We start from the raw sequence: 26,747 nt of genomic DNA, 5'->3' as shown, positions 1-26,747 counted from the left end.
GTCCTTCCGATACACAGATGCGGGATAGTTCACAGGTTACCGCTATGCAAACGATCGGCAGTTCCCGGCAGGGATACCTCCTTCCGGCCGGACCGCCGCTGTGCTTTGGTGAGACCGTGATCACGTCCACCAAGCGGTTAGTCGAAACCAACGGCGTGCAGTTGCAGGTCACCGAAGCCGGCGAGCGCGGCGCCCCGGTGGTCGTGCTGGCGCACGGCTTTCCCGAACTCGCGCATTCGTGGCGGCACCAGATCCCGGCCCTGGCCGGGGCCGGCTACCACGTCCTGGCCCCCGACCAGCGGGGCTACGGCGGCTCGTCACGCCCGCCGGCGGTCGAGGACTACGACATCGTCCACCTCACCGCAGACCTGGCCGGGCTGCTCGACGACGTCGGGGCCGAGCGCGCGGTGGTCGTCGGACACGACTGGGGCTCGCCGGTGGTGTGCAACTTCGCGCTGCTGCACCCCGACCGGGTGAGTGCGGTCGCCGCGCTGAGCGTGCCGCCGGTGCCGCGCGCGGCTGCCCCGCCGACCGAGATCTGGCGCCGGCGCGTCGGCGACAACTACTTCTACATGCTGTATTTCCAGGAACCCGGCGTCGCCGACGCGGCGTTGGGTCGCGATCCGCGGAGCACGATGCGCCGCATGATCGCGGAGGAGGGCTTGTCCGCACCGCCGGACGCACTCGCCGATGACCCGCTGCCGCCGTTGCCGGACTGGCTCACCGCAGACGAATTCGAGCCGTACGTAACAGCTTTCACCGAGAGCGGCTTCACCGGTCCGCTGAATTGGTACCGCAACTTCGACCGGAACTGGGAGCTGACGGCGACCACCCCCGCCCCGGACATCACCGTTCCGACGCTGTTCCTGGCCGGCACCGCCGACCCGGTGCTGAGCTTCACCCCGCGCGACCGGGTGCGCGACGTGGTCGCCGGCGACTACCGCGAGGTGATGATCCCTGGTGCCGGGCATTGGTTGCAGCAGGAGCGCCCCGACGAGGTCAACGCCGCACTCATCGAATTCATCGAAGGACTGAAATGACGGGTCGCCCACTGGATTTCGGCGCTTTCATCACCCCGTTCCACCCGGTCGGCCAATCTCCCACCACTGCACTGGAATACGACCTGGAACGCACCGTCAAGCTGGACCAGCTGGGTTACGACGAGGTGTGGTTCGGCGAACACCATTCCGGCGGTTACGAATTGATCGCCTGCCCCGAGGTGTTCATCGCCACGGCAGCCGAACGCACCAGGAACATCCGGTTCGGCACCGGCGTGGTGTCACTGCCCTACCACCACCCGCTGATGGTCGCCGACCGCTGGGTGCTGCTCGATCACCTGACCCGCGGCCGCGTCATGTTCGGCACCGGTCCGGGGGCATTGCCGTCGGACGCCTACATGATGGGCATCGACCCGGTGAACCAGCGGCCGATGATGCAGCAGTCCCTCGAAGCCATCCTGGCCCTGTTCCGGGCCGCGCCCGACGAGCGAATCTCGCGGGAGACCGACTGGTTCACCCTGCGCGACGCCGCGTTGCACATCCGGCCGTACACCTGGCCTCATCCCGAGATATCCACGGCGGCAATGGTTTCCCCGTCAGGGCCCCGGCTGGCCGGGCAGTTGGGCACGTCGCTGCTGTCGCTGTCGATATCGGTGCCCGGCGGTTACGCCGCGCTGGAGACCACCTGGGACCTCGTGTGCGATCAGGCCGCGAAGGCCGGCCGGCCCGAGCCGGACCGAAAGGGCTGGCGGGTGCTTGGTGTGGTGCACCTGGCCGACACCCGCGAGCAGGCCATCGAGGACTGCACCTATGGCCTGGAGGACTTCTCGAACTACTTCGGCGCGGCCGGGTTCGTGCCGCTGGGCAGCCAGACCGGCCCGGCGCCGACGTCCCGGCAGTTCGTCGAAGATTATGCGGCCAAAGGCAATTGCTGTATCGGCACACCCGCCGACTGCATCGGCTACATCCAGGACATGCTGGACCGCTCCGGCGGCTTCGGCACGTTCCTGATGCTGGGCCACGACTGGGCGCCACCGGCCGCCACCATGCACTCGTACGAGTTGTTCGCCCGCGAGGTGATCCCCCACTTCAAGGGCCAGCTCACCGCGCCGCACGCCTCGCACGAATGGGCCAAGGGCATGCGCGACCAGCTGTTCGGCCGGGTCGGCGAAGCCGTCATCAACGCGATCGCCGAGCACACCAGCGACTCCTGAACGATGGGTACGGTGGACGTCATGCCACTTGCGACCCGACGTACCGCCGCCCTCACCCTCGCCGGACTTGCTATCGCCGGCGCCGTCGGCGTGGCCGGCTGTGGCTCCGACTCCGATGCCAAACCGGCCACCCGCGAAGTCACCGTCGTCGGCAGCGGCAAGGTGCAGGGCACGCCGGACACGCTGAACGTCACCGCCTCCATCGAGGCGACGGCGCCGGACGTCACCGCCGCGATGAACCAGACCAGCAGCCGCCAGCAGGCCGTGATCGACGCACTGGCCGGCGCCGGCATCGACAAGAAGGACATCGCCACCAAGCAGGTCGAGCTGCAGCCCGACTACCGCGACTCCGTCATCACGGGGTACCGGGCCAGCAACACCATCGACATCAAGGTCCGCAAGCTCGACACCGCATCACAGGTGTTGGCGAAGATCGTCACTGCCGGTGGCAATTCCACCCGGATCAACAGCGTCGCCTACTCGATCGACGACGACTCGCAGCTGGTCAAGGATGCCCGCACCCGCGCCTTCAACGACGCCAAGGACCGCGCCCAGCAGTACGCCCAGCTGTCCGGGCTGAACCTGGGCAAGGTGGTCTCGATCTCCGAGGCAACCGGCGGCACCACCCCGACGCCCATGCCGGCCCCGAGGATGGCCATGGCCGAAGCCGTGCCGCTGTCCCCCGGCCAGCAGACCGTCAACTTCTCGGTGACGGTGATCTGGGAGCTCGCTTAGCGCGTCAGTTCGCCAGTGATGTCGGTGGCCGTGAATGCCGACCGATCAGTTCGGTGGTCGAAGGTGTCCTGGCACTCGGTGTAGACGTCGATCATCACGTGGGAGTTCGGCGGTTCGCCCGGATCGGGTGGCGGTATCACCCACACCTTCACCTTCAACCCGTCACGCTTGAACGCCATCGCATGCGTGTGATAGTTCGGGTCGACATCCCAACCGTGTTGGCGCAACCGCGTCACCACCGACTCAGCCGTCACCTCGCGCGACCGATCCGCCCCCGGCATCCACACCCCCAGGTGGGCATGGCCCTGGAACGGCGGCGTGCCATTGACACCGCAGGAGTCGTAACCGAACTGCGCATCAGCCACCTGGCCACCGAGATCAGACACGATCTGCCGGGAAACCTCGATGGCCTGACGGCGCGTCTCCTCAGGAGAAACCGAATTCCTCACTGGCTCAGAACACCCCACCAACGTCAGTAGCACTGTCCACAGCACAGCGAATCGAATTCTCAATAGTCCCAGCCCCCGTCATCTCGACCTCATCGCTAGTGGTGGTGTTCATTGTTCGAGGGGTGCACCAACTCCGGATCGACCACCACCGAAGGCGGCCCCGGAAAGGGGAACGGCAGACTCGGCGTCTTCACCCGATGATCGGCCGTCATCCCGTGCTGCTGCAGCTGGTCGCCGTGGCCGGACACGATGTCGGCGATGCTGTACAACGACTCCGACCCCTCCACGAAGTACGAGGTGTGCTCATCGAGCGGGTTGAAACCGACCTTGGCCACCTCGGCATGGAACCGCGTCGAGCCGTACCCGTCCATCGAGGGATCGTTGCCGAGCCCGACCCCTGGAATGTTCATGTGCTCGCGGCCGAGACCCGTGACGAAATCCGTGGATGCCGAGCCCACATACAGATGGCCGTCGGGCGGCAGGTGGAAGTCGGCAGCCGAGCGCGCCAAATCCGTTCCCGGACAACCCACCAGCACGATGTCGTCGGCCCGCATCCCGTAGCCGGCGGCGGCGTCGGCGACCGTCGTCGAGCCGTAAGAATGCCCGATCACCGTGGTATGCGCGGGATTTCCCTCGTGGGTGACAGCGAGAGCATTCACATCGGGGGCCAGCAACTGTGCACCCGCACGCGCCATGAACGGCTCACTGACACCGATGGCATTGGTGTCCAGGTCGAGGTCGATGTCCGGCGCGTTGTAACCCATCCACTGCACCACCGCGGTCGAATTGTTCGGATCGGCGAGATTCGCCTCGTTGTACACATTGACCCCGCTGCCATCGGACAACGTCCCGCCCGCGACCGATGTCGTCAACCCCGACACCATCACCGTGGTGTTCGCGGCCTTGTCCGGATTGCCGATCGCGATGGCGGCGGCGCCCTCGCCGTCGAATGCCTCCGGGTCGTACTTCATCAGCAGAATCTCGGGGCGGCGATTCTTGGCGTCGCGCGCGTCCTTGGCATCCTTGTCTAGGGCCTCTTGAACCTTGAGTGCATTGTTGTACCTGGTCATCATCTGCCCAGCCATGCCGTACTTCTCGGGGTGGGCCAGCACTTCCTCTTTGGTCACCCCACGCGCGGCCGCCACCTGAGCGGGGCGATCGAGATCCTGCTGCAGGATGGTCTTGTTCGCGGTGCTCCGATCAGCGACCGGAACCCCGTTGAGGTTGCCCAACTTGTCCGGCCAATGTTGCAGGTAATAGTCCTTCTTGTCCTGCGGCAGCGACTTCCACCACCTATCGACCTCCTCAGCGCTCTTACCCTCGGGGATCTCGGCGCCGGTGTCGTAAGGCACGTCCTGCGGGAGATCACCGATCCCCGACGACCGGGGCATGTCCCCCAAACCCGCGACCGCGCGGCGCAAGTTCCGGTCGAGTTCCCGGTCGGTGGTGTCGAACTCCGCCAACCGCATCTTGAGGTCCACGGAGTTGGCCGCGGCCAACTGCAACACCTGCATCGCGGCGACCGGACTCATCCTGGCGAACTGGTCGAGCGGACCACCTGGCCGCACCGACACGGAGCCGTCCGGCGAAACCTGCCAACCCTGGCTCTGCAACTGCGAGACGGCACCGAGCAGGCCGGTCCGGGTCTGGCCGAGTCGGCCGCCACCGTCACGCAGCACCGGTTGGGCCCGGCTCAACGCATCGTGCACCTGCCGCATCCGTGCCAGTGTCGGTTCGGCTTTCGCGGCCGCAGCGTCCGACGCGGTGCCGCGCCACCGCGTCCGCAGCCCGTCGATCGTGGCGCGTTGGGTGTCGATCTGCGTGGCCAAACCCGAAGCCTTCTGACCGAGTTCGCCGGCCGCTTCGGTCAGGGCCTCGGGGCGAGAGGCTTTCACCTGGGGAATGGTCACCGGCATGACACCGGACCCGTCACCGGATGAGCCTGCCGATGCGCTGACCGCCTCGCTCGTCGCCCTGCTGATAGAGATCGGCGGCGCGCAGCAGTTTCTCCGAATGGACGGTCAACTCGTCGCCGACGGTACCCAGCGCAGTGTCGATGACTGTCCCCACGAACTCGCAGGCTCCCGCACATGCCAAACCGGGCACCCCGGTCCCCGCGGCGGACATCGACGTCCCGACACCCATGCCCGAGACAGCCGCACCGACGTCTGTCTGTGCCCGCGCCGCGTCACGCAGCGAGCCCGGGTCGACACGCAAAGTTCCCCCCATGCAAGCAATTTACCCGCGTCGGTACTCAGCCAGCTGCAGAAATCTCCACCGGAATCCCGTTGAGCACCGCGGTACCCGACAGCCGGTCCAGGTGAGTACCGTCGTTGAGCTGGTTCACGTTGACCCCGGGATGGCTGTTCGCGAGCTGCTGACCGGTGCCGCCACGGTTGTGGCCCCAGCCGTGCGGCAGCGACACCACGCCGCGTCGCATCACGTCGGTCACCTCGATCGGGGCAAGCAGTTCACCGCCCGGACCCTTGATGATCGCGATGTCGGTGAGGCCCAGGTCGGCGGCATCGTCGGGGTGGATCTGCAGCGTGCACCGGTTGGACCCGCCGGACAGCGCCGGCAGGTTGTGCATCCAGCTGTTGTTGGAACGCAGATGCCGCCGGCCGATCAGCAGGAAACCACCGGCCGAGCGGCTGAGCGCATCCCGGAGCCGTGCCACGTCGGTGACGACGGGCTCGGGCGCGAGTTCGATTCTCCCGCTTGGGGTTCGCAGCACTTCCGGAATCCGCGGCCGCAGCGGCCCCAGATCGATGCCGTGCGGGTTGGCCTTGAGCTTCTCCAGCGTGAGCCCGTCGGGCCTGGTACCGAACCCATCGCCGTAGGGGCCGAGCCGCAGCATCATGTCGAGCCGGCGTTCATATCCGGGGCCGGTACCGAGCATCGCGGTCAGTTCGTCGACGTCCCGTCCGGCGACCGGAGAATCCGGGTCGGACACCTCCTTGGTCAGCGTCATCACGATCACCTGGGCGTCGACCAGGACGGGATCTGCTTGTACCCCAATGCCGTACAGCACCAGCGCGACGCGCGACAGGATCTCCGCCTCGTCCGGCCGATCCGCGAGGGGCAGCACTGGCGGTGAATAGCGCACGTTGTTGCGGACCGCCAGGTTGTTGAGCGCGAAGTCGAAATGCGGGCTCTGCGCGGGCGGAGGCGGCGGCAGGATGACGTCGGCGTGCCGCGTCGTCTCATTGAGGTAGGGGTCGACCGACAGCATGAATTCGACACTGTCCAAAGCCTTGTCGAGCCGGTCGCCGTCGGGCGCCGAGAGCACCGGGTTCCCGGCGATGGTGATCATCGCCTTGATCTGCCCGTCGCCCGCGGTGTCGATCTCCTCGGCGAGCGCGGCAGCCGGCAACTCGGACAGCACCTCGGGGTAGCCGGAGACCCGGCTGGCCCACCGTCCCGTCCGGAACCCACGACCGGGCTTGGGCGGCCGCGGCGCCGCTACCGCCGCGCCGAGCGGGAACATCACCCCGCCCGGCCGGTCCAGATTGCCGGTGAGCACGTTGATCACGTCGACCAGCCAGCTGCCGATCGTGCCGAACTCAACGGTGGACGTACCGATCCGGCCGTACACTGCCGCCGTCGGCGCTGCCGCGAGATCACGGGCCAGCTCACGAATTTCGTCGGCGCCGACCCCGCAGGCCTGCTCGACGGCTTCCGGCGCGAAGTCGACGGCCAGCGCCCGGACCTGCTCGACGCCGACGACGTGCTCGGCGACGCCACCGAGGTCCACCAGGTCCTCGTCGAACAGCACGTGGACGACGGCGAGCAGCAGCGCCGCGTCGGTTCCCGGGCGCGGGGCGAGGTGGCGGTCGGCGAGCTTGGCGGTCTGGGTGCGGGCCGGGTCGATGACGACGAGCTTGCCGCCGCGCTTCTTCAGCGCCCGCAGCTTACCGGGGAAGTCGGCGGCGGTGGTCACGCTGCCGTTGGACACCAGCGGATTGGCGCCGATGATCACCAGATAGTCGGTGCGGTCCAGGTCCGGCACCGTGAACGCGATGGGGCTGCCGTACATCAAGCCCAGCGCAACATGTTTCGGCATCTGGTCGAGGGTGCTGGCGCTGAACACCTGACGGGTGCCCAAACCTTTGAGGATCAGCGGCGCGTACAGGGCGCCCGCGACGGTGTGCGCGTTCGGATTGCCGAGGTACACCCCGACCGCCGCACCGCCGTGCGCGGCGATCACCGCACCGAGCCGTTCGGCGACGACGGCGTAGGCCTCGTCCCAGGTGGCCTCGGTGAGCACGCCGTCCCGGCGCACCAGCGGGCGCGTCAGCCGGTCGGGGTCGTTGTCGAGCTCACCGAAGCTGGCCCCCTTGGGGCAGATGAATCCTGCGCTGAACACGTCGTCGTGATCACCCCGCGCGCCGGTGACGCGGCCGTCGTCGATGGTGAGGGTCAGGCCGCAGGTGGCTTCGCAGAAGGGGCAGATCCGGAGCGCGGTAGGCATGGTTGCGATTCTGCGCCCCGCCGCGCCCGTTGGTAAGTGCCCGTTGGGATACCTGCGGCTCAGCCGGCTCGGCGAAGCTCGTACTCGCCGCCGAATTCGATCGACTCGATCCGATCCCCGCCGGCCCGTTTGGCTGTGTACATCAGCTGATCGGCGACTCGCAGCAGGTGTTCGGTGAACCATTCGGTATCACCGGTCTGACCGTCGAGCAGCGGGGCCGAAGCGATACCGAAGCTGGCCGTCAAGCACCACCGGGTATCGAGGAGCTGGCGGCGCACGTGTTCGGCGATGGTACAAGCAACGCTGCGATCACCCGCGTAGGCGACGATGAACTCCTCGCCGCCGATACGCGCGAATGTTGCGCTGCCGCGGCAGGCCCGCCGCAGAATCTCGCCGACCATGATGAGCACCTGATCGCCGACGGTATGGCCGAAAGTGTCGTTGATCGACTTGAAGCGATCCAGGTCGATCATCACGAATGACAGATCCGTGGTCCGGTCCGCAGTCGGGGCGCCGACCATCTGCCGTACCGCCCGATCGAACCCACGCCGGTTGAGCAGTGCGGTCAATGGGTCGAAGTCCGAATCGTCGGCGTCACTGCTGAGCAGATACACCATGTACTGAAAGCACAGTGGGGTGACCACGATCGCCACCAGGTAGAAGGCGCAATCGCTGAGTGCCCGGATCAGATCACCCTCCGCGGTCACCCGCACGAAGTACACGCCCGTGACCGCCACCCCGATCGCGATCGGCGCAGCCAGGAACCGGCGGGTGTGCACGCACGCCGCATAGCTGTTGACGAACAAGAAACCGACGATGCCGGCGCCGTCCACCGGGTGGGCCCGCTGGGAGAGAAACAGCAACGCGCCCAACACCGCCAATGCCAGGACAAAGGCCTTCGACATGGCGGCGCTGGGCCAGCACACCGCCCACAGGATGCTGAAACCGGTGCAGGTGATTGCGCTCCCGATCGCGACAGCGATCCCGAGCGGTGCCATGGCACGCGTCTCGCCGAACACCATCAGCGACCACAGCAGGGCGCACGCCAGGCACAGCGCTGCCGCCGAGTGCCGCGCCATCCGTTCCAGGCCGCGGGCTTCCAGGTAGTTACGCAACCAGTCGTACCGAATCGGCAGGCTGAACCAGTCCCGGAGCCAGGCCAGGCAGGTAGTCAGCCGCACATCTGGATGCTAGTGGAACAGCCACATCCAGCAAAGGATCATCTTTTTACGCTAACTGTTCACAGCGGGCACTTAAGTGCGTTGATGCCGAGAACAGTGCCTCAACCGCTAACTACGGCTAACTCAGCCGAGCGATGTTTCCGGGCTGTAGACCTTCGGATCGAGCGTGCCGATGTAGGGCAGGTCGCGGTAGCGCTCGTCGTAGTCCAGGCCGTAACCGACGACGAACTCGTCGGGGATGTCGAACCCGATGTGCGCGACGTCGATGTCGGCGCGCATGGCGTCGGGCTTACGCAGCAGCGTGCACACCCGCAGCGAACGCGGACCGCGCGTCGCCAGGTTGCGCAGCAGCCACGACAGGGTGAGCCCGGAGTCGATGATGTCCTCGACGATCAGCACGTCGCGGCCGTTGATGTCACGGTCGAGGTCCTTGAGGATGCGCACCACGCCCGACGACGAGGTCGACGACCCGTACGAACTGACGGCCATGAACTCGAGCTGGGTCGGCAGCGGGATCGCGCGGGCCAGGTCGGTGACGAACATGACCGCACCTTTGAGCACGGTGATCAGCAGCAGATCCTGGTCGCCGGAGTCGGCTCGGTAGTCCTCGGCGATCAGCGCAGCCATCTCGCCGATGCGCGCCTGAACCTGCTCCTGAGACAGGAGAACTGACTTGATGTCACCCGGATACAGCTCCACGGCAACAGCGTGCCATGCCGCCTGGCCCAGCACCAAGACCGTCCCGCTCGGCGGTCGCTCACACAGGTCGGGCAGCCACTGTGAGTAGTCCGGCGCGGCGGGTGACGACCAATCGCTGATACCGCAGCGAAGAGCTGACCGCACCGCCACCCTGCCCGTGCCAGTCCCCGACCAGCGCGTCGACGGCGCGCAGTTGTACGTCGGTGAGCGCCGTCGCCCCGACGCCCAGCAGCCAGCCGCGGATCACCCGGCGGCGCAGCGCGGCGGGGAGGTCTTCGAGCCCGGCGACCGTCAGGCCGTCGCCGGTGCGCAGGGCGGCCAGGTGCCCGGCGGCCAGGGCGTCGAGGGCGTCGTTGTCCTCCCGCAGCGCGGCGGCGGTGCGGGCCAGGGCCGGCGCGACGCCGCCCGCCAGCACGTCCTCCAGCAGCGGCAGCGCTTCGGTGCGCAAGCGGACCCGGGTGTAGCGCGGGTCGGTGTTGTGCGGGTCCTGCCATGGTGTGAGCCCGAGCTCGGCGCAGGCCGCCACGGTGTCGGCGCGCCGCATCTCCAGTAGGGGCCGTCCCCACGGCGGGTCCCAAACCTGCATGCCGGCAATGGATCTCGGGCCCGAACCCCGACCCAGCCCGAGCAGTACGGTCTCGGCCTGATCATCGAGGGTGTGCGCGAGCAGCACCGGCGCGCCGTCCCGCGCAGCATCCAGTGCGTCGTACCGCGCGGTGCGGGCCGCGGCCTCCGGGCCGCCGTCGGTGCCCACGTGCACGGAAATCACCTGGGCATCAACACAACCCAACTGCCTGGCTTGAGCGGCCGCAGTGGCTGCCACATCGGCCGATCCACGTTGCAGACCGTGGTCGACGATCAAGGCGGTGGTCGGCCTGAGGGCGGCGGCGACCGCGGTCAGCGCCAGCGAGTCGGCACCACCGGAAAGCCCGACGCACCACCGGTCGGCCGGATGCCGGCGCGCGAACGCCGTGACCGCAGGGCGCAGTCGACTCAGAGCACTCGATCGATCCATCGCCGCGGCTCGTCGATTTCGGTTGGCAGCGGCAGGGTTTCGGCATCGGTCCAGATCGCGTTGAACCGCTTCATGCCGACGGTCGACACCACCTCGTCGACGAACTTCTTGCCGCGAGTGTACTGGGCGATCTTGGCGTCGACCCCCAGCAGGGCACGGACGATCCGTTGCAGCGGAGACTGTTTGCGATGGCGGCGCTCGTCGAACCGGCTGCGGATGGCGGCCACCGACGGCACCACCGCCGGACCGACGGCGTCCATCACGTGATCGGCGTGACCTTCCAGCAGCGTCCCGAGCACCAGCAGTTGATCGAGCGCACGCTGCTGCTCATCGGACTGCATGATCCGCATGACACCAAGGATGCCTTGCGAATTCGGGTCGGACTCGCCGCCCCTCTGGGTCCGCACGTACTCGGCCAACCGGCCGGCGATGTCACCGGCATCCAGACCGGATTCGTCGGTCAGCACCGCCAGCGCCTGCGACATGTGCTCGGTGAGCCACGGGTTGGCGCGGAACTGTACGCGGTGCGCCACCTCGTGCAGACACACCCAGAGCCGGAAGTCAGCGGGGTCGACCTTCAATTGCCGTTCTGCGGCAAGCACATTCGGGGCAACCAGCAACAGCTCGCCACCATTGGCAGCAAAGGGGTCGTACTGCCCGAGGATGCCCGACGATACGAACGCCAGCACCGCGCCCGTCTGCGCGCCGGTGACCCGACCGGCCAACATCGCGGCAAGGCCTGTGGCACTTGACGTTTCACCGCCTGTCATGACCCGCATGGATTCGGTGGCGGCACGGACCCAGTCCTGGCGGTCGACGACGCGGGCTTCGGGCACCTCGGCACCTTCGTTGAGCAACGTCACCTCCCGCACCGGGAGCTCGGCCCGGCGCGCGGAATCGGCGAGCTGCTCACGCACCTGGTTGCGGGTGTAGTCGGTGGTCGCCGGTTCCGGGCGGGTCAGCTTGGCGCCGACCGTGGCGGCGAAGCCCCAGTCGACGGCGCGGCCGACGGTCGGCGTCCGGCTCACGAGCCGCACCCGCAGGGCCGCAACGCCGCGGCCAGCGCATCGAGCGCGGTACGCCCCTCCGGACCGGCGTTGTTCGAGATCAGCGCGAAGGTGAGGACCCGTCCGCTCTGGTCGGTGACGATGCCCGCCAGCGCGTTGGTCCCGGTCAGCGAGCCGGTCTTGGCCCGCAGATATCCGGCAGACGGAGTGTCGACGTAGCGGTTCCACAGCGTGCCGCTGCCGCCGGCGATCGGCAGGACGTCGAGCAGCGGCCGCAGCCGGGGCTCGCTGTTGCCCGCCGCGGCGTTGACGACGTCGTCCAGGACGGCTGCGGTGAGCCGGTCGTTGACCGACAGGCCGCTGGCGTCGAACAGCGTCGCGCCCGAGGTGGTCAGTCCCGCTTTCGACAACTGGCCGAGGACGGCACGTACTCCGCCGTCGAAACTCTCCGGCTGGTTCACCGCGGCGGCGACCTCACGGCCGATCGACTCGGCCATCACGTTGTCCGACGCCCACATCATCTCGCGCAGGCGCTCGATCAGCGGCGGGGACTGCACCGCACCGATCTGCTGGCCGGCAGCCGGTGTGGTGCGGACCGTCACGTTGGTGGGGTCGACCCGCAGCGCCGCGGCGAGGGCGCGGCCGGCGTCGAGGGCCGGGGTGGTCGACCGCTTGGACTCCACGGTCGTGGGCTGGACGCGACCGGCGTCGACCATCACCGACTGGATCGGGGCCCAGTCGCCGCCCTCGATATCGGCGACGTCCCAGCCCGGCGCCATCGTCGGGCCGGAGTAGAGGCTGACGTCGACCTGAACGGCGGTGGGGGTGACGCCCGCCTTGCGGACCTGGTCGGCCAGGTCAGAAATGCGGGCCGCGTCGCCGTACCAGGTGTCGGTGCCGGGCGGCGCCGCGGACAGCGTCGGGTCGCCGCCGCCCTTGAGGACCACCACGCCCGGCGTGTCACCCGACACGACCGTGGTGGTCAACCGCGCGTTGCGATCGAGGGTGAGCAGCGCCGCGGCCGCCGTCAGCGTCTTGTTGGTGGACGCGGGCTGCAGGGGAATGTTCGCGCCTTGCGCCCACAGCTGCGTCCCGGTCAGGGCATCGGTGATCCGGCCGCCCAGCATGCCGAGATTCGGGTTGGCCGCCAGCGGCGCCAGTACGGCGGCCAGCTGCGCGGGCACCGGTTGCGCCGCGGCGTCGGAGACCGGCTGCACCCCAGGTTGAGCCGTGACGAGCGCAGGTTGCGGCTTGACGGCCGATCCGGCCGCCGGGACGGCTTCATGCCGCGTCATCACCGCGGCCGCCGCCACCAGCGCGGCAACCAGCACCAGAACTGCCACACCGATCGCCAAGTGGGTCGATCGGCGCCACCGGGTGGGCCGCATGTTGCTCCTGAACTCGTACGGGTCACTGAGCAGGGTATCGCTCGTCTAAGGTGTACCCGGTTATCAGCACAGAGCTAAGGAGCCTCCCGGTGGAGCACGAAGTCGTCATCGAGATCCCCAAGGGTTCGCGCAACAAGTACGAAGTGGACCACGAGACCGGCCGAGTGAAGCTCGACCGCTACCTGTTCACCCCCATGGGCTACCCCACCGACTACGGGTTCTTCGAGAACACCCTCGGCGAGGACGGCGACCCGCTGGACGCGCTGGTGCTGCTCACCGAGTCGGTCTTCCCGGGCTGCATCGTCGACGCCCGCCCGGTCGCCATGTTCAAGATGACCGACGAGGCCGGCGGCGACGACAAGCTGCTGTGCGTGCCCGCCGGCGACCCGCGCTGGGATCACATCCAGGACCTGGGCGACATCTCGCAGTTCGAGCTGGACGCCATCAAGCACTTCTTCGTGCACTACAAGGACCTGGAGCCCGGCAAGTTCGTCAAGGCCGCCGACTGGGTCGGCCGTAAAGAGGCCGAAGAAGAGCTGGCCCGCTCGATCGCCCGGTTCGAGACCGAAGAGCACTGAGTTTCAGCGGGCCGCTTCGATCCGGCCCGCCAGCATCGCGGTCCAGTCCGCGATGTACTCCTCATCCGGGGTGTCCGCCTGCGGGGCATGGAAGACGACGCGCGTCGCCTGCTTGCCCAGCAGCGCGTTGACCCCGACCACTGCGATGCGCCTGGCCTCGGCCTGATCGAGGCCAGGCGCGCAACCCCCGATCCAGTCGGCCAGTTCGCTGTACAGGCCGTCGACCAGGGCGGCATAGGCGGCGTTCAGCCGGTCCGACCGGTCCGCCGGCGTGCGAGCCGCGACCTGCAGGAACTGGCTTTCCTGGTTCAGCACACTGAGCACATACCGGCCGAGCAGCGTGAGTTCTGTCCGCAGCTCCCCCTCACCGGCGAACAGCGCGCTGATGTCGTGCATCGCCCGCCGCCGGTCCAGCTGCCTGTCGATGCCTGCCGCCAGCAGGGCCTCTTTGGTTTTGAAGTGGTTGTACAGCGCGCCGCAGCCGGGCACCAGGCCGGCGGCTTTCTCGATCGCAGTGATGCTGGTGGCCTGGTAGCCCTGCTCACTGAACAGCCGCATGGCCTCGGTGACCAGACGTTCCCTGGTCCGTTCCTTGATCGAGGTTTCCACCATTGACTCCCACCATTGACTGCATATAAGAAGGGTCATATATTTCGTACTAGGTCACCATACAACGCTTGGAGGCGCAATGGCCGGAAATGTGCCGCGCGGACGTATCCGCCGCACCATGCCGGTCGCCGGCTTCACCGCCCGCGCCGCGGGTGGGCGGATGGTCGCGGCGTTGCAGGAGAGGGCCGGCAACACCGGCGCGGTCGAACGGTTCCACGAGCGCACCGCAGAGCAATACGCCGAACTCCTCGGCCACTCCAAAGGCGTGCTGATGAAGGCCGGCCAGCTGATGTCCATGGTCGACGCCAATGCCATTGGCGCGGGCGAACTCTCGCCGTACCAGCGGGCCCTGACCCGGCTGCAGGCCGACGCGCCGCCGATGGATTCAGCGCTGGCCCGGCGCATCGTCGAGGACGACCTGGGACGCCCGATCTCCGCGGTGTTCGCGTCGTTCTCCGACGAACCGATGGCGGCCGCGTCCATCGGACAGGTCCACCGGGCCGTCCTGCACGACGGCCGTGACGTCGCGGTGAAGATTCAGTACCCCGGTGTGGCACAAGCGATTCGCGACGATCTGTCGAACACCGAGTTGCTGGCGACCATGTTCCGGTTCGCGGCCGGCGCGGCCAGCACGCTCGGCACAATCCTGCCCGATGTCGCCCCGATCGCCGCAGAGATATCCGAACGCATCTCCGAGGAGATCGACTACCGCCGGGAAGCCGCCCACATCACCGCGTTCAGCGAGCTCTGGCGTGACCACCCCTACGTTCGCGTGCCCGAACTGGTCGGCGAGGCATCGGGCGACCGCGTCCTGACCATGACGTACCTCGACGGATTGAATTGGGGCGCAGCGCAAGACGCCGACCAGAATACCAAGGACACGTGGTCCGAGGTGATCGCGCGGTTCGTCACCGGCTCCTACCGGCACGGCCATCTGTTCCACGCCGACCCGCACCCGGGCAACTACCGATTCGGCCTCGACGGCACCGTCGGATTCGTCGACTTCGGTTGCGCGAAGATCCTTCCCGAAGGTCAGCGCCGGCGCATCGTGAACCTGATGCGCTGCGCGGTCGAAGGGCGCCGCGACGATCTGCGGTCGAGCATGGTCGAAAGCGGCTTCTTCGCAACCGATTCGGTACTGACCGCCGATGATGCCTACCGCTGGTGGGAGGGCATCATCTACGAGATCCTGGCGCCGCAGCCGGTGACCTACACCGACGAGGCATCGCGGCGCGCCATCGCCTCGATGCTGGACGTCCGCGAGGCGGACCATCCCATGCGGCACATCAGGGTGCCCGCCGATTTCGTGTTCTTCTCGCGCCTGAACCTGTCGATGAATGCGATTTTCACCGCACTGAACGCCACCTTCCACGCCCGCGGAATGCTGGACGAAATGGATGGCGTCGCAGCGCCTGTCACCGATCTGGGCCTCGAACACGAGGCGTGGGTCAAGCGCCGCGGACTGCCACACGGGACGGACGATCATGTCGCCTAACGACGTCGCAGCGGCCCGGCTGCCCTGGGACGCCGCTGATCCCTACCTCTTCTACGAGGCCCGCCGGCGCGACGGTGATGTCGTATGGGACAGCGTCGCCCAAGGTTGGCTGGTGCTCAGCTACGACGCGGCCCGACAGGTGCTCGGCGGGTCCGGCTGGACCAGCGATCCGCTGGCCAACCCGGTGGCGCGCGCATCGATGATGATGATGGCACCGGAATTCACCAAGGCCTCAATGCTTTTCACCGACGGCGCCGATCACGACCGGCTGCGCGGCGCGGTCCGGGACGCGTTCACGCGCAGCACGGTGGCCGGATTGACCGAGGGTGTGGAGACGATCGCCGCCGAGGTCATCGCACAGGCGCCCACCGGCGAGCCGTTTGATTTCATGTCGCAGATCGCGCTGCCCCTACCGATCGCGGTGGTCGGTGAATGGCTCGCACTCGATCCGGCGCACGCGGCGTCACTGCGTGAACTGTCGCCGTCGATCATCCGGATGCTCGGCACCCTCGCCGATCCCGTGGAGGTGGCAGAGGGGTTCGGTGCGGCCGCCGCGTTGATGGCGGAGTTCCTGCCACTCGCCGCCGACCGCCGGGCGCATCCCGGCGACGACCTGTTCAGCTTCATCGCCACCGACCCCGAGCTGTCCCTCGAGGACGTCGTGGTGACAGCCATCCTGATCGCGGTCGCCGGGCACGAGACCACGGCGAATCTCCTTGGCGCGGGGCTGATTCGGCTCGTGGATGAACGGGTCGACACCGTGGACGGGGCGGTGATCACCGAACTGCTGCGGCTCGACGGTCCCGTGCAGTCGACGGTGCGTACCGCCACCGAGGACCACCGACTGGGCGGCGTCGATATCGCGGCCGGAGACAGCGTCGTCGTGGTGGTGGCGGCCGCCAATCGTGACCCGGCGGTGTTCGAGGAGCCCGGCCGCTTCCGCGTGGACCGCACCGGCCCAGCACCCGTGGCCTTCGGATACGGAGCGCACTACTGCCTGGGTTCGGCCCTGGCCCAGCTGGAGTTGACCGTGGCGCTGCGGGAAGTCATTGCCCGCCAACCTGTTATGAGCGGGGCCGTTACCTGGCGGGATACGCCGGCCATCCGCGGGCCCCAGACGTTGCCGGTGGTGTTCCGCTGATGCGGGTGTTCGTGACCGGAGGCACGGGTGCCATCGGCACCCATACCGTCCCCGCACTGGTCGCTGCCGGCCACTCCGTCACCGCTCTGGCCCGCGGTGACGCCAAGGCCGCGGTGTTGCGGAGCCAAGGCGCCGAACCGGTTTCGGTGTCGCTGTTCGACCGCCGCGGATTGGCCGATGCATTCGCCGGCCACGATGCGGTGGTCAACCTGGCATCAGCGCTCCCTTCCACAACGGCGTTCATCCGCAAATCGGCGTGGGCAGAATGCGAGCGGGTGCGTTCAGAGGGCTCCGCCACCGTCGTCGACGCGGCCCGAGATGCGGGTGTACAGAGGATGATTCAAGAGTCTGTCGTGATGATCTACCGCGACGGTGGAAGCGACTGGGTCGACGAAGACCAGCCCGTCGACCACTACCCCATCACGCGTGGCAACCACGCCGCCGAAGCCAGCGCGCGACGGTTCGGCGAGCAGTCGACGATCCTTCGGTTCGGGGTGTTCTACGGTCCGCACGCCGCACACAGTGAACAGATCCTCGAGATGGCCAAGTGGCACATCGGGTTTGTCCCGGGCCGAAGCAGTACCTATATCTCGTCGATCCACGTCGCGGATGCGGCGAATGCCGTCGTCGCGGCGCTCGCGGTCCCCGGTGGCACGTACAACATCGTCGACGACAGTCCGCTGACCAAACGCGAATATGCGGACGCCTGCGCCGCGGCCGTCGGGCACCGCATCTGGATAACTGGGCCGGGACGAGTGGGACTTCTGCTCGGCGACCGACTTACGTCCATAACGCGATCACTTCGCGTGAGCAACAAGTGCTTTCGCGACGTTTCGGGCTGGCGGCCCCGGTACCCCAGCGCCGCCGAGGGATACCGCGCGATGGCGCAGCTAGGCTGAAACACACTCCGACGGCGCGGATTCGCACCACGGCGTGACGCCACGGAAGTGGTACCGATGCGTGGCGATCCAACGGTAGACACGCTCCTGGAGCGCACCGACTCCCGGAATGGCGTAGACCCACAACGGCAACCGAGTGCCCAGGGCCGCGGACAGTGCGGCGTTGGCAGCCTTCGCACCGCCGAACACTTCGCCGGACGAATCCAGCCACCACACCGATTCCATGAGATGTTCTGGTGCCACGCCGAGCCTCTCGGCTGTGCCGGGCTTCTGGAACGGTTCGGTACGGACCCGACCGGTGCGATTCATCCGCAGCAGCGCGTTACGCGCGCGGGTACACATCCCACACTTGCCGTCGAAGAACAGCACACCGTCCATGACCTCATCATGCGCTGGCGAGCGACATCCGCGGCCGTGAGTCGCCACACACCTGGCTAGGCGGCGGGATTGATCCGCGCGATGTGGACATCGTGGGTGAAGATGCGGAGGCCTTCGGGTGTCGGTGGCGCGGTGGAGGTGTACACCGCTCCTGATGGCGTGGTCAGCGCGATGGTGTGCCGGCCGTACCGGTCATAACTCGCCGCGGCCTGCCAACCCGGTTCTTCTTTGACGTAATTGCAGTGTTCACACAACCCATCCCCGTTGTGCGCACTGGTGGGCCCACTCTTGGCATGCGGGGTGACGTGGTCGGTGTGCCGAATCCGCGCATTGCAGAACGGGGTACGGCAGATCTGATCGCGCAGGCTGATGAACGTCGCGAGCGCCTTCGGAAACGCCCGCGACCTCGACTCCATCGCCACCAACTTGTTCGTCCCGGGCTGGGCGTACAAACGCCGCAACGCCGCCCCCACCGTCGCATCGGCCGCCGCGGCCAGCACCAAATCCCGGGCCACCGCCGCCGGGATAGGTCCGTAGCCGTCCAACTGCGCGGGCTGCTCACCCCCGGTCAGCAGCGTCTCATCCGAGAGCACCAGATTCACCGTCACCGGCACCGGCGACTCGACGGGATCGCGGCCGGTGACCCGCTCCACCACCACATCGGCCATCACCTGCGCACGGCTGCGCTCCGACCCCGCCGCCACCACCGACGCCGCCTCGTGTGCGAGCGTCTGGCGCACCAACTGCCCCTGGGCGGCCGGCAGTCGCACCGTCATCGACATCATGCCGTCACCGGTCACCCGGAACCGCACATGCCGCGTAGCCTGCGCCCGCGCCATCTTCTCCACCACGCTCTGCTGATCCAGCTCATAGGCGATCCGCGCGCCCTCCGCCGTGATCTCGGCGTTGCCCAACCCCGCCAACGGGCCCGGATCCCCACACAGCTCCACATCCAGCAGCTGACGATCCAACGGCGACAGGCACGCCGCTTCTTTGGTGATCAACTCGGTCCGATACTCCGACAGCACACCCGACTCCAACGCGGCCAACGTGCGCGGCATATCCGCGACCAGGATGCGGGCCATCGCCATCAACCGCTCACCCTTGTGTGGGGACTCCTGCCGAGCCAGGCCGACCTCCGAGCCCAACGCCGCCCGCGACACCCGCGGCCCACCCGCCCGTGCGGCCGCCACCCGCCGCGCCTCCAACGCCGCCGCCAGCCGCGCCTGCTCGGCTGCCGCAGCCGACTTCGCCCGCTCGAGCTCAGCCACGCGACCCAACAACGCCGCCTCATCGGCGCCGGGACCCAATGCTTCGCTCATATGTTCGAATATGCGCGTTTCTACTGACTCAAACTTTCTGGCAGGCGCCGACTGTGGATGAATGCGGATCTGTGAATAAACAGGGTCGCCTGCTACCAGTTTTCGCGGCTTTAACATGGAGAAAATCTGCACGTACCCTGCACATTCGATGATGTCCATGTGTTGATGCATCAGGGCATTGGTCTCGACGCGTTCAACGCCATGCCAAAGCAGCGGGCGGTGCACGCACTGTACGAATGCTGCTACAGCGTGCCCCTGGCCGGCAGCCTGGCCGACGGGCGAATCTACGACGACCACGACCATCTGTATCGGCGGGCCGACGACCTGCTGTTCGCGTTGGGTGACACCTCGGTGGATGCGATCCTGCAGGCCTACCCGCAGGTCGGACGCCGGCCGGGTAGCGCCCGCTCGCAATTCGAGCAGTGCGCCGTGTGCGACCGTGACCCGGGGCTGATGGCGACGCTGCAGACCAACGCATCGACCTACCGGGACCACTTCGGGTTCGATTTCGTGATGTTCGTCGGCGCCATGAGCGCCGACGAAGTACTGACCCACATGGCCGACCGGATGCACAACGACCACGAGACCGAGCGCAAGGTGGTCCGTAACGAGCTGGCCCGGATCAATCGGACCCGGCTGGAGCGCATGCTGGGACCCGAGGGCGGCTACAACAACTGGTAACGAAGCTGCCACGGCAAGCCCGCCGCCAGGAACAGTTCGCCAAGCCTTAGTAGTTTGTACCCGTGCATCAGGAGATCCCCCCGCAGTACGTGCGTTCAGCGAACGCACCGCAGGCCCGGACACTCATCGACATCCTCTACGCCACGGCCGCTCAATATCCCGATGCGCCGGCCATCGACGACGGCACCGTCCAGCTCACCTATGCCGAGCTGATCGCCGACGTCGAGGAAAGCGTGGCCTGGCTGGCCGCACGGGGCATCGGCCGCGGTGATCGCATCGGCATCCGCATGCCCTCGGGCAGCTACGCGCTGTACGTGTCGATCCTGGCGACCCTGGCGACCGGCGCCGCCTACGTCCCGGTCGACGCCGACGATCCCGAGGAACGCGCCGCGCTGGTCTTCGGCGAGGCCGGTGTGGTCGGCGTCATCACCGAAGAAGGCCTGGTCCGGGGACCCGGCTCGACCCGCGGCTGGCAGGCAGGCAGGCCGCTGACCCGCGATGACGCCTGGATCATCTTCACCTCCGGCTCCACCGGTACCCCGAAGGGCGTCGCGGTGACGCACCGCAACGCCGCAGCGTTCGTCGACGCCGAGGCCGAGATCTTCCTGAAGGACAATCCGCTGGGCCCGGGCGACCGGGTGCTGGCGGGACTGTCCGTGGCGTTCGACGCATCCTGCGAAGAGATGTGGCTGGCCTGGCGCTACGGCGCCTGCCTCGTCCCGGCGCCGCGCTCGCTGGTGCGCAGCGGCATGGACCTGGGCCCCTGGCTCGTCTCCCGTGACATCACGGTCGTCTCGACGGTCCCGACGCTCGCCTCGCTGTGGCCGGCCGAGGCCCTCGAAGCCGTGCGGCTGCTGATCTTCGGCGGCGAAGCCTGCCCGCCTGAACTGGCCGAGCGTCTGGCTGTCGAAGGCCGCGAGGTGTGGAACACCTACGGCCCCACCGAAGCCACCGTCGTCGCGTGCCTCGCGCCGCTGGGCGGCGGGCCGGTCAGCATCGGGCTGCCCCTGCCCGGCTGGGACCTGGCCGTCGTCGACAAGGACGGCCTACAGGTCGGCTACGGCGACGTCGGTGAATTGGTGATCGGCGGCGTCGGTCTGGCCCGCTATCTCGACCCCGAGAAAGACGCCGAGAAGTACGCCCCGATGGAGACTCTCGGCTGGGGCCGCGCCTACCGCAGCGGTGACCTGGTCCGGCTGGAGCCGGACGGTCTCTACTTCCAGGGGCGCGCCGACGATCAGGTCAAGGTCGGCGGCCGGCGAATCGAACTCGGCGAGGTCGACGCCGCACTCGTCAACCTGCCCGGCGTCAGCGGCGGCGCCGCCGCAGTGCGCAAGACGGCCACCGGCACTCCCCTGCTGGTCGGTTACATCGCCAGTGCCGACCCCGAATTCGATATCACCAACGCTCGCAAGACACTTGCCGAGTCGCTGCCCGCCGCGCTCGTTCCGCGGCTCGTCCTGGTCGACGAATTGCCCACGCGCACATCAGGAAAGGTCGACCGCAACGCCTTGCCCTGGCCCGTCGACTCCGCGGGCGATGACAGCCCCGATCTGGACGGCACCATGGGCTGGCTCGCCGGGCTGTGGCGCGACGTATTGGCCTCCCCCATCGACGGGCCCGGAGCCGACTTCTTCGCCCTCGGCGGCGGCTCGTTGTCCGCGGCACAGCTGGTCTCGCTGCTGCGCCAGAAGTATCCGCAGGTCACCGTCGCCGACCTCTACGACCACCCGCGGCTGGGCTCACTGGCCGGCTACCTGGACGAGCTCGACCCGCCGCCGGCAGTCGAAACCCGAAGCGTCACACCGGTTCCGCTGACGACCCAACTGATCCAATCCCTCGTCGCGATCCCGCTCGCCACCCTGGCCGGCATGCAGTGGGTGGTCTGGCTGGCAATCCTGAACAACATCGCCGCCGCTCTGCACCTGCTGCCCTGGGCCCACACCGTCAACTGGTGGGTGATCCTGGTCGGGTTCCTGGTGTTCGTCACGCCGATCGGCCGTATGGGTATCGCCGTGTTCTGCGCCCGCGCCCTGCTGTCCGGTCTGGAACCGGGCACCTACAAGCGCGGCGGCTCCGAACACCTGCGGGTCTGGCTCGCCGAACGCCTCGGTGAGGCCAGCGGTGCCGAAAACCAGGCCGGCGCACCGTGGTTGGTGTACTACGCCCGCGCCTTGGGCAACCAGGTCGGCAACGGCGTCGACCTGCACTCCGCCCCGCCGGTCACCGGCATGCTCTCCCTCGGGGACCGCTGCTCGGTCGAACCGGAAGTCGACCTCAGCGGGCACTGGATCGACGGCGACCTGTTCCACGTCGGCCCGATCAGCATCGGCAACGACGCCACCATCGGCGCCCGTACGACGCTGCTGCCGGGTGCGGTGGTCGGCAAGAACGCCGACGTCGCACCAGGTTCCGGCGTGATCGGCAAGGTCAAGGCAGGGCAGTACTGGAAGGGCTCACCGGCGGTGAAGTCCGGCAAGGCGCACCACCCGTGGCCCGACGAACGGCCGGGCCGCGCCCCGCAGTGGATCGCGATGTACGGGCTGACGTCGGTCCTGTTGGGTGGTTTGCCGATCCTGGCCCTCGCCGCGGGGCTGGCGGTGCTGATTCTGCCGGTGCGCCATACCCATTCGCTGCCGGAGGCGATCGTGCCGGTCGCGTTGTGGACGCCCGTCGCCGCGGTGGCCGCCATGGCGGTGTACGCCGCGCTGACTGTGATCGGGGTGCGCCTGCTGGCCCTCGGCCTGACCGAGGGCTACCACCCGGTGCGCAGCCGGGTCGGCTGGCAGCTGTGGGCCACCGAGCGGCTGATGGATGCCGCCCGCAACTACCTGTTCCCGATCTACGCGAGCCTGCTGACGCCGTGGTGGCTGCGGATCCTCGGCGCGAAAGTCGGTAAGGACACCGAGATTTCGACAGCGCTGTTGACGCCCAAGTTCACCGAGGTGCTCGACGGCGCCTTCCTGGCCGACGACACCATGGTGGCGTCGTACGAACTCGGCGGCGGCTGGATTCACGTGGCCAAGGCGACCGTCGGCCGCCGCGCGTTCCTGGGCAACTCCGGCATCACGCAACCGGGACGCCGCGTCCCCGACGACGGACTGGTCGCCGTGCTGTCGGCCACCCCGCACAAGGCCAAGGCCGGGTCGTCGTGGCTGGGCAGCCCGCCGATCCGGTTGCGCCGCCAGCCAACTGAATCGGACACGCTGCGCACCTTCCACCCGTCGCTGCGGCTGAAGATCATGCGGTCGACGGTCGAGACCCTGCGGATCGTGCCGGTGATGGTGACGTTCGGCATCGGCGTCGCGGTCCTCGGCGTCCTGCAGGCCCTGGCCGGCGAATTCGGTTGGCTGTGGGCAGCATTGGGCGCCGGACTGGTGCTGCTGAACGCGGGTGCGGTCGCCGGTGCCATCGCCGTGGTCGCGAAATGGTTGATGGTCGGGCGCATCCGGGCCGTCGAGCATCCGCTGTGGTCCCCGTTCGTGTGGCGCAACGAGGTGTCCGACACCTTCGTCGAAACCGTCGCCGGGCCGTGGTTCGCCCGCGCCGCCAGCGGCACCCCCGTGATGAACCTGTGGCTGCGGGCCCTCGGAGCGGCCATCGGCCGGGGTGTGTGGTGCGAAACCTATTGGCTGCCAGAGGCCGATCTGGTGACGCTGGGCCGGGGCGCGACGGTGAACCGGGGCTGCGTCGTGCAGACCCACCTGTTCCACGATCGCATCATGCAGCTGGACACCGTGGTGCTGGAGCCGGGCGCCACGCTCGGTACCCACTGCGTGGCACTGCCCGCGGCCAGTATCGGCGCCGGCGCGACGGTCGGCCCGGCGTCACTGGTGATGCGCGGCGACGCGGTGCCGGCGTCGACTCGCTGGCAGGGCAATCCGATTGCCCCGTGGGTCGGCAAGAAACGCAAGTCCGGCGGCCGGCAAAAGGCGCAGGCCGCATGACCCGGACGAACAAGAAGGACCGCAAAAGCGTTGCGCCGGTGATCGATCCATACCTGCCGAACAACGGCAACTTCGGCTTCCGGGTGTCCCGCTACGAACTGAGCCTCGAATACCGGGTGGAGAGCAACCGGCTGACCGGCATCGCCACCATCACCGCGGTCACCCTGGCGTCGCTGCACTGGTTCACCCTGGATCTGTCCGACGCGTTGGCGGTGGCCAAGGTCGAGGTGAACGGCCGTCGCCCCGCCAAGTACCGCACCGTCCACGGCAAGCTGCACATCACCCTGCCGAGCGCGTTGCCTGCCGGGGCCGCGATGACCGTGACGGTGCGCTACGGCGGCAACCCGCGCCCGATCAAATCCATCTGGGGCACGGTCGGTTTCGAGGAGCTGACGGAGGGCGCCCTGGTCGCCGGGCAGCCGAACGGTGCCGCGTCCTGGTTCCCATGTGACGACCACCCGAGCAGCAAGGCCAGTTACCGCATCGCGGTCAGCACCGACAGCCCGTACCGGGTTGTCGCCAACGGCGAGCTGGTGAGCCGCAAAACCCGTGCGGCACAGACCATGTGGGTGTACGAGCTGGCCGAGCCGACGTCGACCTACCTGATCACCCTACAGATCGGCCGGTACGAGTCGGTGCGGCTGTCGAAGTCGCCGGTGCCGATGTCCGCGGCCCTGCCGCAGCGGCTGATCCGCAATTTCGAGTACGACTTCGGCCGGCAGCCGCAGATGATGCAGCTGTTCACCCGGTTGTTCGGGCCGTACCCGTTGTCGAGCGGGTACAGCGTCGTGGTCACCGACGACGAGCTGGAGATTCCGCTTGAAGCGCAAGGCGTTTCGATTTTCGGCGCCAACCACTGCGACGGCCGCCGCAGCGCCGAGCGGCTGATCGCGCACGAGATGGCCCACCAGTGGTTCGGCAACTCGGTGACAGTGCGGCGCTGGCGGGACATCTGGCTCCATGAGGGATTCGCCTGTTACGCCGAGTGGCTGTGGGCCGAGGAGTCGGGCTGGCGGACCGCCGACCAACTGGCCGCGCACAACCTGCAGAAGCTGCGGGGCCTGCCGCAGAATCTGCTGCTGGCCGATCCGGGCCCGGAGGACATGTTCGACGACCGCGTCTACAAGCGCGGCGCCCTCACCCTGCACGCCCTGCGGCGCACCATCGGCGATGCGAATTTCTTTGCACTGCTGCGGGATTGGACGACCCGCTACCGGCACTCGACCGCGGTGACCGACGACTTCACCGGCCTGGCCGCGAACTACACCGACCAGTCCCTGCGCGGACTGTGGACCGCGTGGCTCTACACGGTGGAACTGCCGGCGCTGTGAATCCCAGCAGTGTGGCGCGGGTCGCAGTCGCGACGGTGCTCAGCGCGCTGTGCGGCTACGCGATCCTGTACCTCGCCGCACGCGACCTGGCCCCCGCCGGTTTCTCGGTCTTCAGCGTCTTCTGGGGCGCGTTCGGGTTGTTCACCGGAGCGGCCAACGGCCTGCTGCAGGAAGCCACGCGCGAGGTCCGCATCGCCCGCACCGCCGAGCCCCAGCCGGGGCCGCACCTGCAGCCCATCCGGGTGGCCGCGCTGGTGGCCGTCGCCGCGGGGCTGCTGATCGCCGGCACCGCCCCACTGTGGGCCGGCCACGTGTTCGTCGAATCCACCCCGCTGAGCGTGACGCTGCTGAGCGTCGGCCTGGCGGGCTTCTGCCTGCACGCCACCCTGCTGGGTGTCCTTGCCGGAGCGGACGGCTGGACGCAGTACGGCACGCTGATGGTGACCGACGCGGGCATCCGGGTCGCCGTCGCCGTCGCCGCGTTCGTCCTGGGCTGGGGGCTGGACGGTTACCTGTGGGCCACCGTCGCCGGCTCGATGTCCTGGCTGATCCTGCTGCTGGCCTCCCGCGTGGCCCGGTCCGCGGTCGCCATCCACACCCCCGGCACGCCCCGGACCTTCCTGACCGGGTCGGCACATTCGATCGCCGCCGCCGGCGCCAGCGCCGTCCTCGTGATGGGTTTCCCGGTGCTGCTACAGGCCACGTCCCGGGACCTGGGAGCCACCGGCGGCGTCATCATCCTGGCGGTGACACTGACCCGCGCCCCGCTGCTGGTGCCGCTGACCGCGATGCAGGGCAACCTGATCGCGCATTTCGTCGACAACCGGCGACTGCGAGCCCTGCTCACCCCGGCCCTGGTGCTCGCCGGACTGGGCGCGTTGGCGGTGCTGGCCGCCGGGCTGGCCGGGCCGTGGCTGCTGCGCACGCTGTTCGGTCCCGAGTACGCCGCAAGCGGTGCGCTGCTGGCCTGGTTGACGGCCGGCGCCGTCGCCATCGCCTTCCTGACGCTGACCGGGGCCGCGACGGTCGCCGCCGCGCTGCACCGGGCCTACGCGGTGGGTTGGGTGAGTGCCACGGTGGCCGCGGCACTGTTGTTGTTGCTGCCTTTGGACCTGCAGACCCGCACCATTGTCGCGTTGATGTGCGGGCCGCTGGTCGGCATCGTCGTCCACCTGGCCGCGCTTGGCGCGATCAGGCGCCGCTGAGCGT

The 26,747-nt window shown here is 68.2% G+C and carries 23 protein-coding genes; 11 read left to right on the top strand and 12 right to left on the bottom strand.

Annotated features, from left to right (window positions below; genetic code table 11):
- The first annotated feature begins 116 nt into the window (after positions 1 to 116).
- Genes ACNO8X_RS06030 through ACNO8X_RS06020 form a run of 3 tightly spaced genes read left to right on the top strand, consistent with a single transcriptional unit; the run spans position 117 to position 2,947 of the window.
- The gene (locus tag ACNO8X_RS06030; RefSeq protein WP_418004568.1) at positions 117 to 1,040 is read left to right on the top strand and encodes an alpha/beta fold hydrolase; all 924 of its coding nucleotides are present in this window, start codon (positions 117 to 119) and stop codon (positions 1,038 to 1,040) included.
- A complete protein-coding gene (locus tag ACNO8X_RS06025; protein WP_418004567.1) occupies positions 1,037 to 2,212 on the top strand; it encodes an LLM class flavin-dependent oxidoreductase in 1,176 nt (391 codons plus the stop codon). The genes ACNO8X_RS06030 and ACNO8X_RS06025 overlap by 4 nt, the downstream gene beginning before the upstream one ends.
- Before the next feature lie 21 nt (positions 2,213 to 2,233).
- On the top strand, positions 2,234 to 2,947 hold the full coding sequence (locus tag ACNO8X_RS06020) for an SIMPL domain-containing protein (protein ID WP_418004566.1): 714 nt from the start codon (positions 2,234 to 2,236) through the stop codon (positions 2,945 to 2,947).
- Here the strand turns inward: ACNO8X_RS06020 and ACNO8X_RS06015 are convergent.
- From ACNO8X_RS06015 to dacB, 9 genes are all read right to left on the bottom strand, one after another.
- Complete coding sequence (locus ACNO8X_RS06015; RefSeq protein WP_418004565.1) at positions 2,944 to 3,396, bottom strand: hypothetical protein; 453 nt, start codon at positions 3,394 to 3,396, stop codon at positions 2,944 to 2,946. The genes ACNO8X_RS06020 and ACNO8X_RS06015 overlap by 4 nt on opposite strands.
- Before the next feature lie 95 nt (positions 3,397 to 3,491).
- On the bottom strand, positions 3,492 to 5,291 hold the full coding sequence (locus ACNO8X_RS06010; protein ID WP_418004564.1) for an alpha/beta hydrolase: 1,800 nt from the start codon (positions 5,289 to 5,291) through the stop codon (positions 3,492 to 3,494).
- Positions 5,292 to 5,325: 34 nt separating this feature from the next.
- The gene (locus ACNO8X_RS06005) at positions 5,326 to 5,625 is read right to left on the bottom strand and encodes a type VII secretion target (protein WP_418004563.1); all 300 of its coding nucleotides are present in this window, start codon (positions 5,623 to 5,625) and stop codon (positions 5,326 to 5,328) included.
- A gap of 25 nt (positions 5,626 to 5,650) precedes the next feature.
- Positions 5,651 to 7,867, bottom strand: coding sequence for a molybdopterin-dependent oxidoreductase (locus ACNO8X_RS06000; RefSeq protein WP_418004562.1), 2,217 nt, complete (start codon positions 7,865 to 7,867; stop codon positions 5,651 to 5,653).
- A gap of 59 nt (positions 7,868 to 7,926) precedes the next feature.
- Complete coding sequence (locus tag ACNO8X_RS05995; RefSeq protein WP_418004561.1) at positions 7,927 to 9,048, bottom strand: GGDEF domain-containing protein; 1,122 nt, start codon at positions 9,046 to 9,048, stop codon at positions 7,927 to 7,929.
- A gap of 123 nt (positions 9,049 to 9,171) precedes the next feature.
- Entirely contained in the window at positions 9,172 to 9,783 is a 612-nt protein-coding gene (gene hpt, locus ACNO8X_RS05990; RefSeq protein WP_418004560.1) for a hypoxanthine phosphoribosyltransferase, read from the bottom strand.
- Positions 9,784 to 9,805: 22 nt separating this feature from the next.
- On the bottom strand, positions 9,806 to 10,762 hold the full coding sequence (tilS, locus tag ACNO8X_RS05985; RefSeq protein ID WP_418004559.1) for a tRNA lysidine(34) synthetase TilS: 957 nt from the start codon (positions 10,760 to 10,762) through the stop codon (positions 9,806 to 9,808).
- A complete protein-coding gene (locus ACNO8X_RS05980) occupies positions 10,741 to 11,790 on the bottom strand; it encodes a zinc-dependent metalloprotease (RefSeq protein ID WP_418004558.1) in 1,050 nt (349 codons plus the stop codon). Before ACNO8X_RS05980 ends, tilS begins: the two co-directional genes overlap by 22 nt.
- Positions 11,787 to 13,157 (bottom strand): D-alanyl-D-alanine carboxypeptidase/D-alanyl-D-alanine-endopeptidase, encoded by a 1,371-nt coding sequence (gene dacB, locus ACNO8X_RS05975; RefSeq protein ID WP_418004557.1) that lies wholly within the window; start codon positions 13,155 to 13,157, stop codon positions 11,787 to 11,789. The genes ACNO8X_RS05980 and dacB overlap by 4 nt, the downstream gene beginning before the upstream one ends.
- An 89-nt stretch (positions 13,158 to 13,246) precedes the next feature.
- Here dacB and ACNO8X_RS05970 point away from each other — a divergent pair, with 89 nt between their 5' ends.
- On the top strand, positions 13,247 to 13,735 hold the full coding sequence (locus tag ACNO8X_RS05970) for an inorganic diphosphatase (RefSeq protein WP_043397358.1): 489 nt from the start codon (positions 13,247 to 13,249) through the stop codon (positions 13,733 to 13,735).
- Positions 13,736 to 13,738: 3 nt separating this feature from the next.
- Here ACNO8X_RS05970 and ACNO8X_RS05965 read toward each other — a convergent pair whose 3' ends face one another.
- Positions 13,739 to 14,347 (bottom strand): TetR/AcrR family transcriptional regulator, encoded by a 609-nt coding sequence (locus ACNO8X_RS05965; protein WP_418004556.1) that lies wholly within the window; start codon positions 14,345 to 14,347, stop codon positions 13,739 to 13,741.
- Between the two features lie 76 nt (positions 14,348 to 14,423).
- On the opposite strand from ACNO8X_RS05965, the gene ACNO8X_RS05960 reads away from it, so the two are divergent.
- The 3 genes from ACNO8X_RS05960 to ACNO8X_RS05950 are packed head-to-tail and all read left to right on the top strand — an operon-like array spanning position 14,424 to position 17,879.
- A complete protein-coding gene (locus ACNO8X_RS05960) occupies positions 14,424 to 15,839 on the top strand; it encodes an ABC1 kinase family protein (protein WP_418004555.1) in 1,416 nt (471 codons plus the stop codon).
- Complete coding sequence (locus tag ACNO8X_RS05955) at positions 15,829 to 16,980, top strand: cytochrome P450 (RefSeq protein WP_418004554.1); 1,152 nt, start codon at positions 15,829 to 15,831, stop codon at positions 16,978 to 16,980. The genes ACNO8X_RS05960 and ACNO8X_RS05955 overlap by 11 nt, the downstream gene beginning before the upstream one ends.
- Positions 16,980 to 17,879, top strand: a complete 900-nt coding sequence (locus ACNO8X_RS05950; RefSeq protein WP_418004553.1) for an NAD-dependent epimerase/dehydratase family protein — start codon at positions 16,980 to 16,982, stop codon at positions 17,877 to 17,879. The genes ACNO8X_RS05955 and ACNO8X_RS05950 overlap by 1 nt, the downstream gene beginning before the upstream one ends.
- Here ACNO8X_RS05950 and ACNO8X_RS05945 read toward each other — a convergent pair.
- Positions 17,871 to 18,257, bottom strand: a complete 387-nt coding sequence (locus tag ACNO8X_RS05945; protein WP_418004552.1) for a thiol-disulfide oxidoreductase DCC family protein — start codon at positions 18,255 to 18,257, stop codon at positions 17,871 to 17,873. The two genes, ACNO8X_RS05950 and ACNO8X_RS05945, sit on opposite strands and share 9 nt — an antisense overlap.
- A gap of 56 nt (positions 18,258 to 18,313) precedes the next feature.
- Complete coding sequence (locus tag ACNO8X_RS05940) at positions 18,314 to 19,591, bottom strand: HNH endonuclease (RefSeq protein WP_418005795.1); 1,278 nt, start codon at positions 19,589 to 19,591, stop codon at positions 18,314 to 18,316.
- A 153-nt stretch (positions 19,592 to 19,744) separates the two neighbouring features.
- Here ACNO8X_RS05940 and ACNO8X_RS05935 point away from each other — a divergent pair, with 153 nt between their 5' ends.
- From ACNO8X_RS05935 to ACNO8X_RS05920, 4 genes are all read left to right on the top strand, one after another.
- Positions 19,745 to 20,260 (top strand): 2-oxo-4-hydroxy-4-carboxy-5-ureidoimidazoline decarboxylase, encoded by a 516-nt coding sequence (locus ACNO8X_RS05935; protein WP_418004551.1) that lies wholly within the window; start codon positions 19,745 to 19,747, stop codon positions 20,258 to 20,260.
- 62 nt (positions 20,261 to 20,322) lie between these two features.
- Entirely contained in the window at positions 20,323 to 24,207 is a 3,885-nt protein-coding gene (locus ACNO8X_RS05930) for a Pls/PosA family non-ribosomal peptide synthetase (protein ID WP_418004550.1), read from the top strand.
- Entirely contained in the window at positions 24,204 to 25,538 is a 1,335-nt protein-coding gene (locus ACNO8X_RS05925) for a M1 family metallopeptidase (RefSeq protein ID WP_418004549.1), read from the top strand. The genes ACNO8X_RS05930 and ACNO8X_RS05925 overlap by 4 nt, the downstream gene beginning before the upstream one ends.
- Positions 25,535 to 26,743 carry a hypothetical protein gene (locus tag ACNO8X_RS05920; RefSeq protein ID WP_418004548.1) on the top strand — a complete coding sequence of 403 codons (1,209 nt, stop codon included), beginning with the start codon at positions 25,535 to 25,537 and terminating at the stop codon, positions 26,741 to 26,743. The genes ACNO8X_RS05925 and ACNO8X_RS05920 overlap by 4 nt, the downstream gene beginning before the upstream one ends.
- Positions 26,744 to 26,747 lie beyond the last annotated feature (4 nt).

Origin of the sequence: Mycobacterium sp. PDNC021 (genome assembly GCF_048282635.1) — a bacterium.
Classification (GTDB): domain Bacteria; phylum Actinomycetota; class Actinomycetes; order Mycobacteriales; family Mycobacteriaceae; genus Mycobacterium; species Mycobacterium llatzerense.
Note: the sequence above shows the minus strand (reverse complement) of the source record. Positions and strands in the feature narration are given on the sequence as shown.

Coding starts and splice junctions, on each gene's coding strand:
- ACNO8X_RS06025 (WP_418004567.1), top strand. CDS start 1,037: ATGACGGGTCGCCCACTGGATTTCGGCGCTTTCATCACCCCGTTCCAC.
- ACNO8X_RS06020 (WP_418004566.1), top strand. CDS start 2,234: ATGCCACTTGCGACCCGACGTACCGCCGCCCTCACCCTCGCCGGACTT.
- ACNO8X_RS06005 (WP_418004563.1), bottom strand. CDS start 5,625: ATGGGGGGAACTTTGCGTGTCGACCCGGGCTCGCTGCGTGACGCGGCG.
- ACNO8X_RS06000 (WP_418004562.1), bottom strand. CDS start 7,867: ATGCCTACCGCGCTCCGGATCTGCCCCTTCTGCGAAGCCACCTGCGGC.
- tilS (WP_418004559.1), bottom strand. CDS start 10,762: ATGGATCGATCGAGTGCTCTGAGTCGACTGCGCCCTGCGGTCACGGCG.
- dacB (WP_418004557.1), bottom strand. CDS start 13,157: ATGCGGCCCACCCGGTGGCGCCGATCGACCCACTTGGCGATCGGTGTG.
- ACNO8X_RS05965 (WP_418004556.1), bottom strand. CDS start 14,347: ATGGTGGAAACCTCGATCAAGGAACGGACCAGGGAACGTCTGGTCACC.
- ACNO8X_RS05960 (WP_418004555.1), top strand. CDS start 14,424: ATGGCCGGAAATGTGCCGCGCGGACGTATCCGCCGCACCATGCCGGTC.
- ACNO8X_RS05955 (WP_418004554.1), top strand. CDS start 15,829: ATGTCGCCTAACGACGTCGCAGCGGCCCGGCTGCCCTGGGACGCCGCT.
- ACNO8X_RS05950 (WP_418004553.1), top strand. CDS start 16,980: ATGCGGGTGTTCGTGACCGGAGGCACGGGTGCCATCGGCACCCATACC.
- ACNO8X_RS05945 (WP_418004552.1), bottom strand. CDS start 18,257: ATGGACGGTGTGCTGTTCTTCGACGGCAAGTGTGGGATGTGTACCCGC.
- ACNO8X_RS05935 (WP_418004551.1), top strand. CDS start 19,745: ATGCATCAGGGCATTGGTCTCGACGCGTTCAACGCCATGCCAAAGCAG.
- ACNO8X_RS05925 (WP_418004549.1), top strand. CDS start 24,204: ATGACCCGGACGAACAAGAAGGACCGCAAAAGCGTTGCGCCGGTGATC.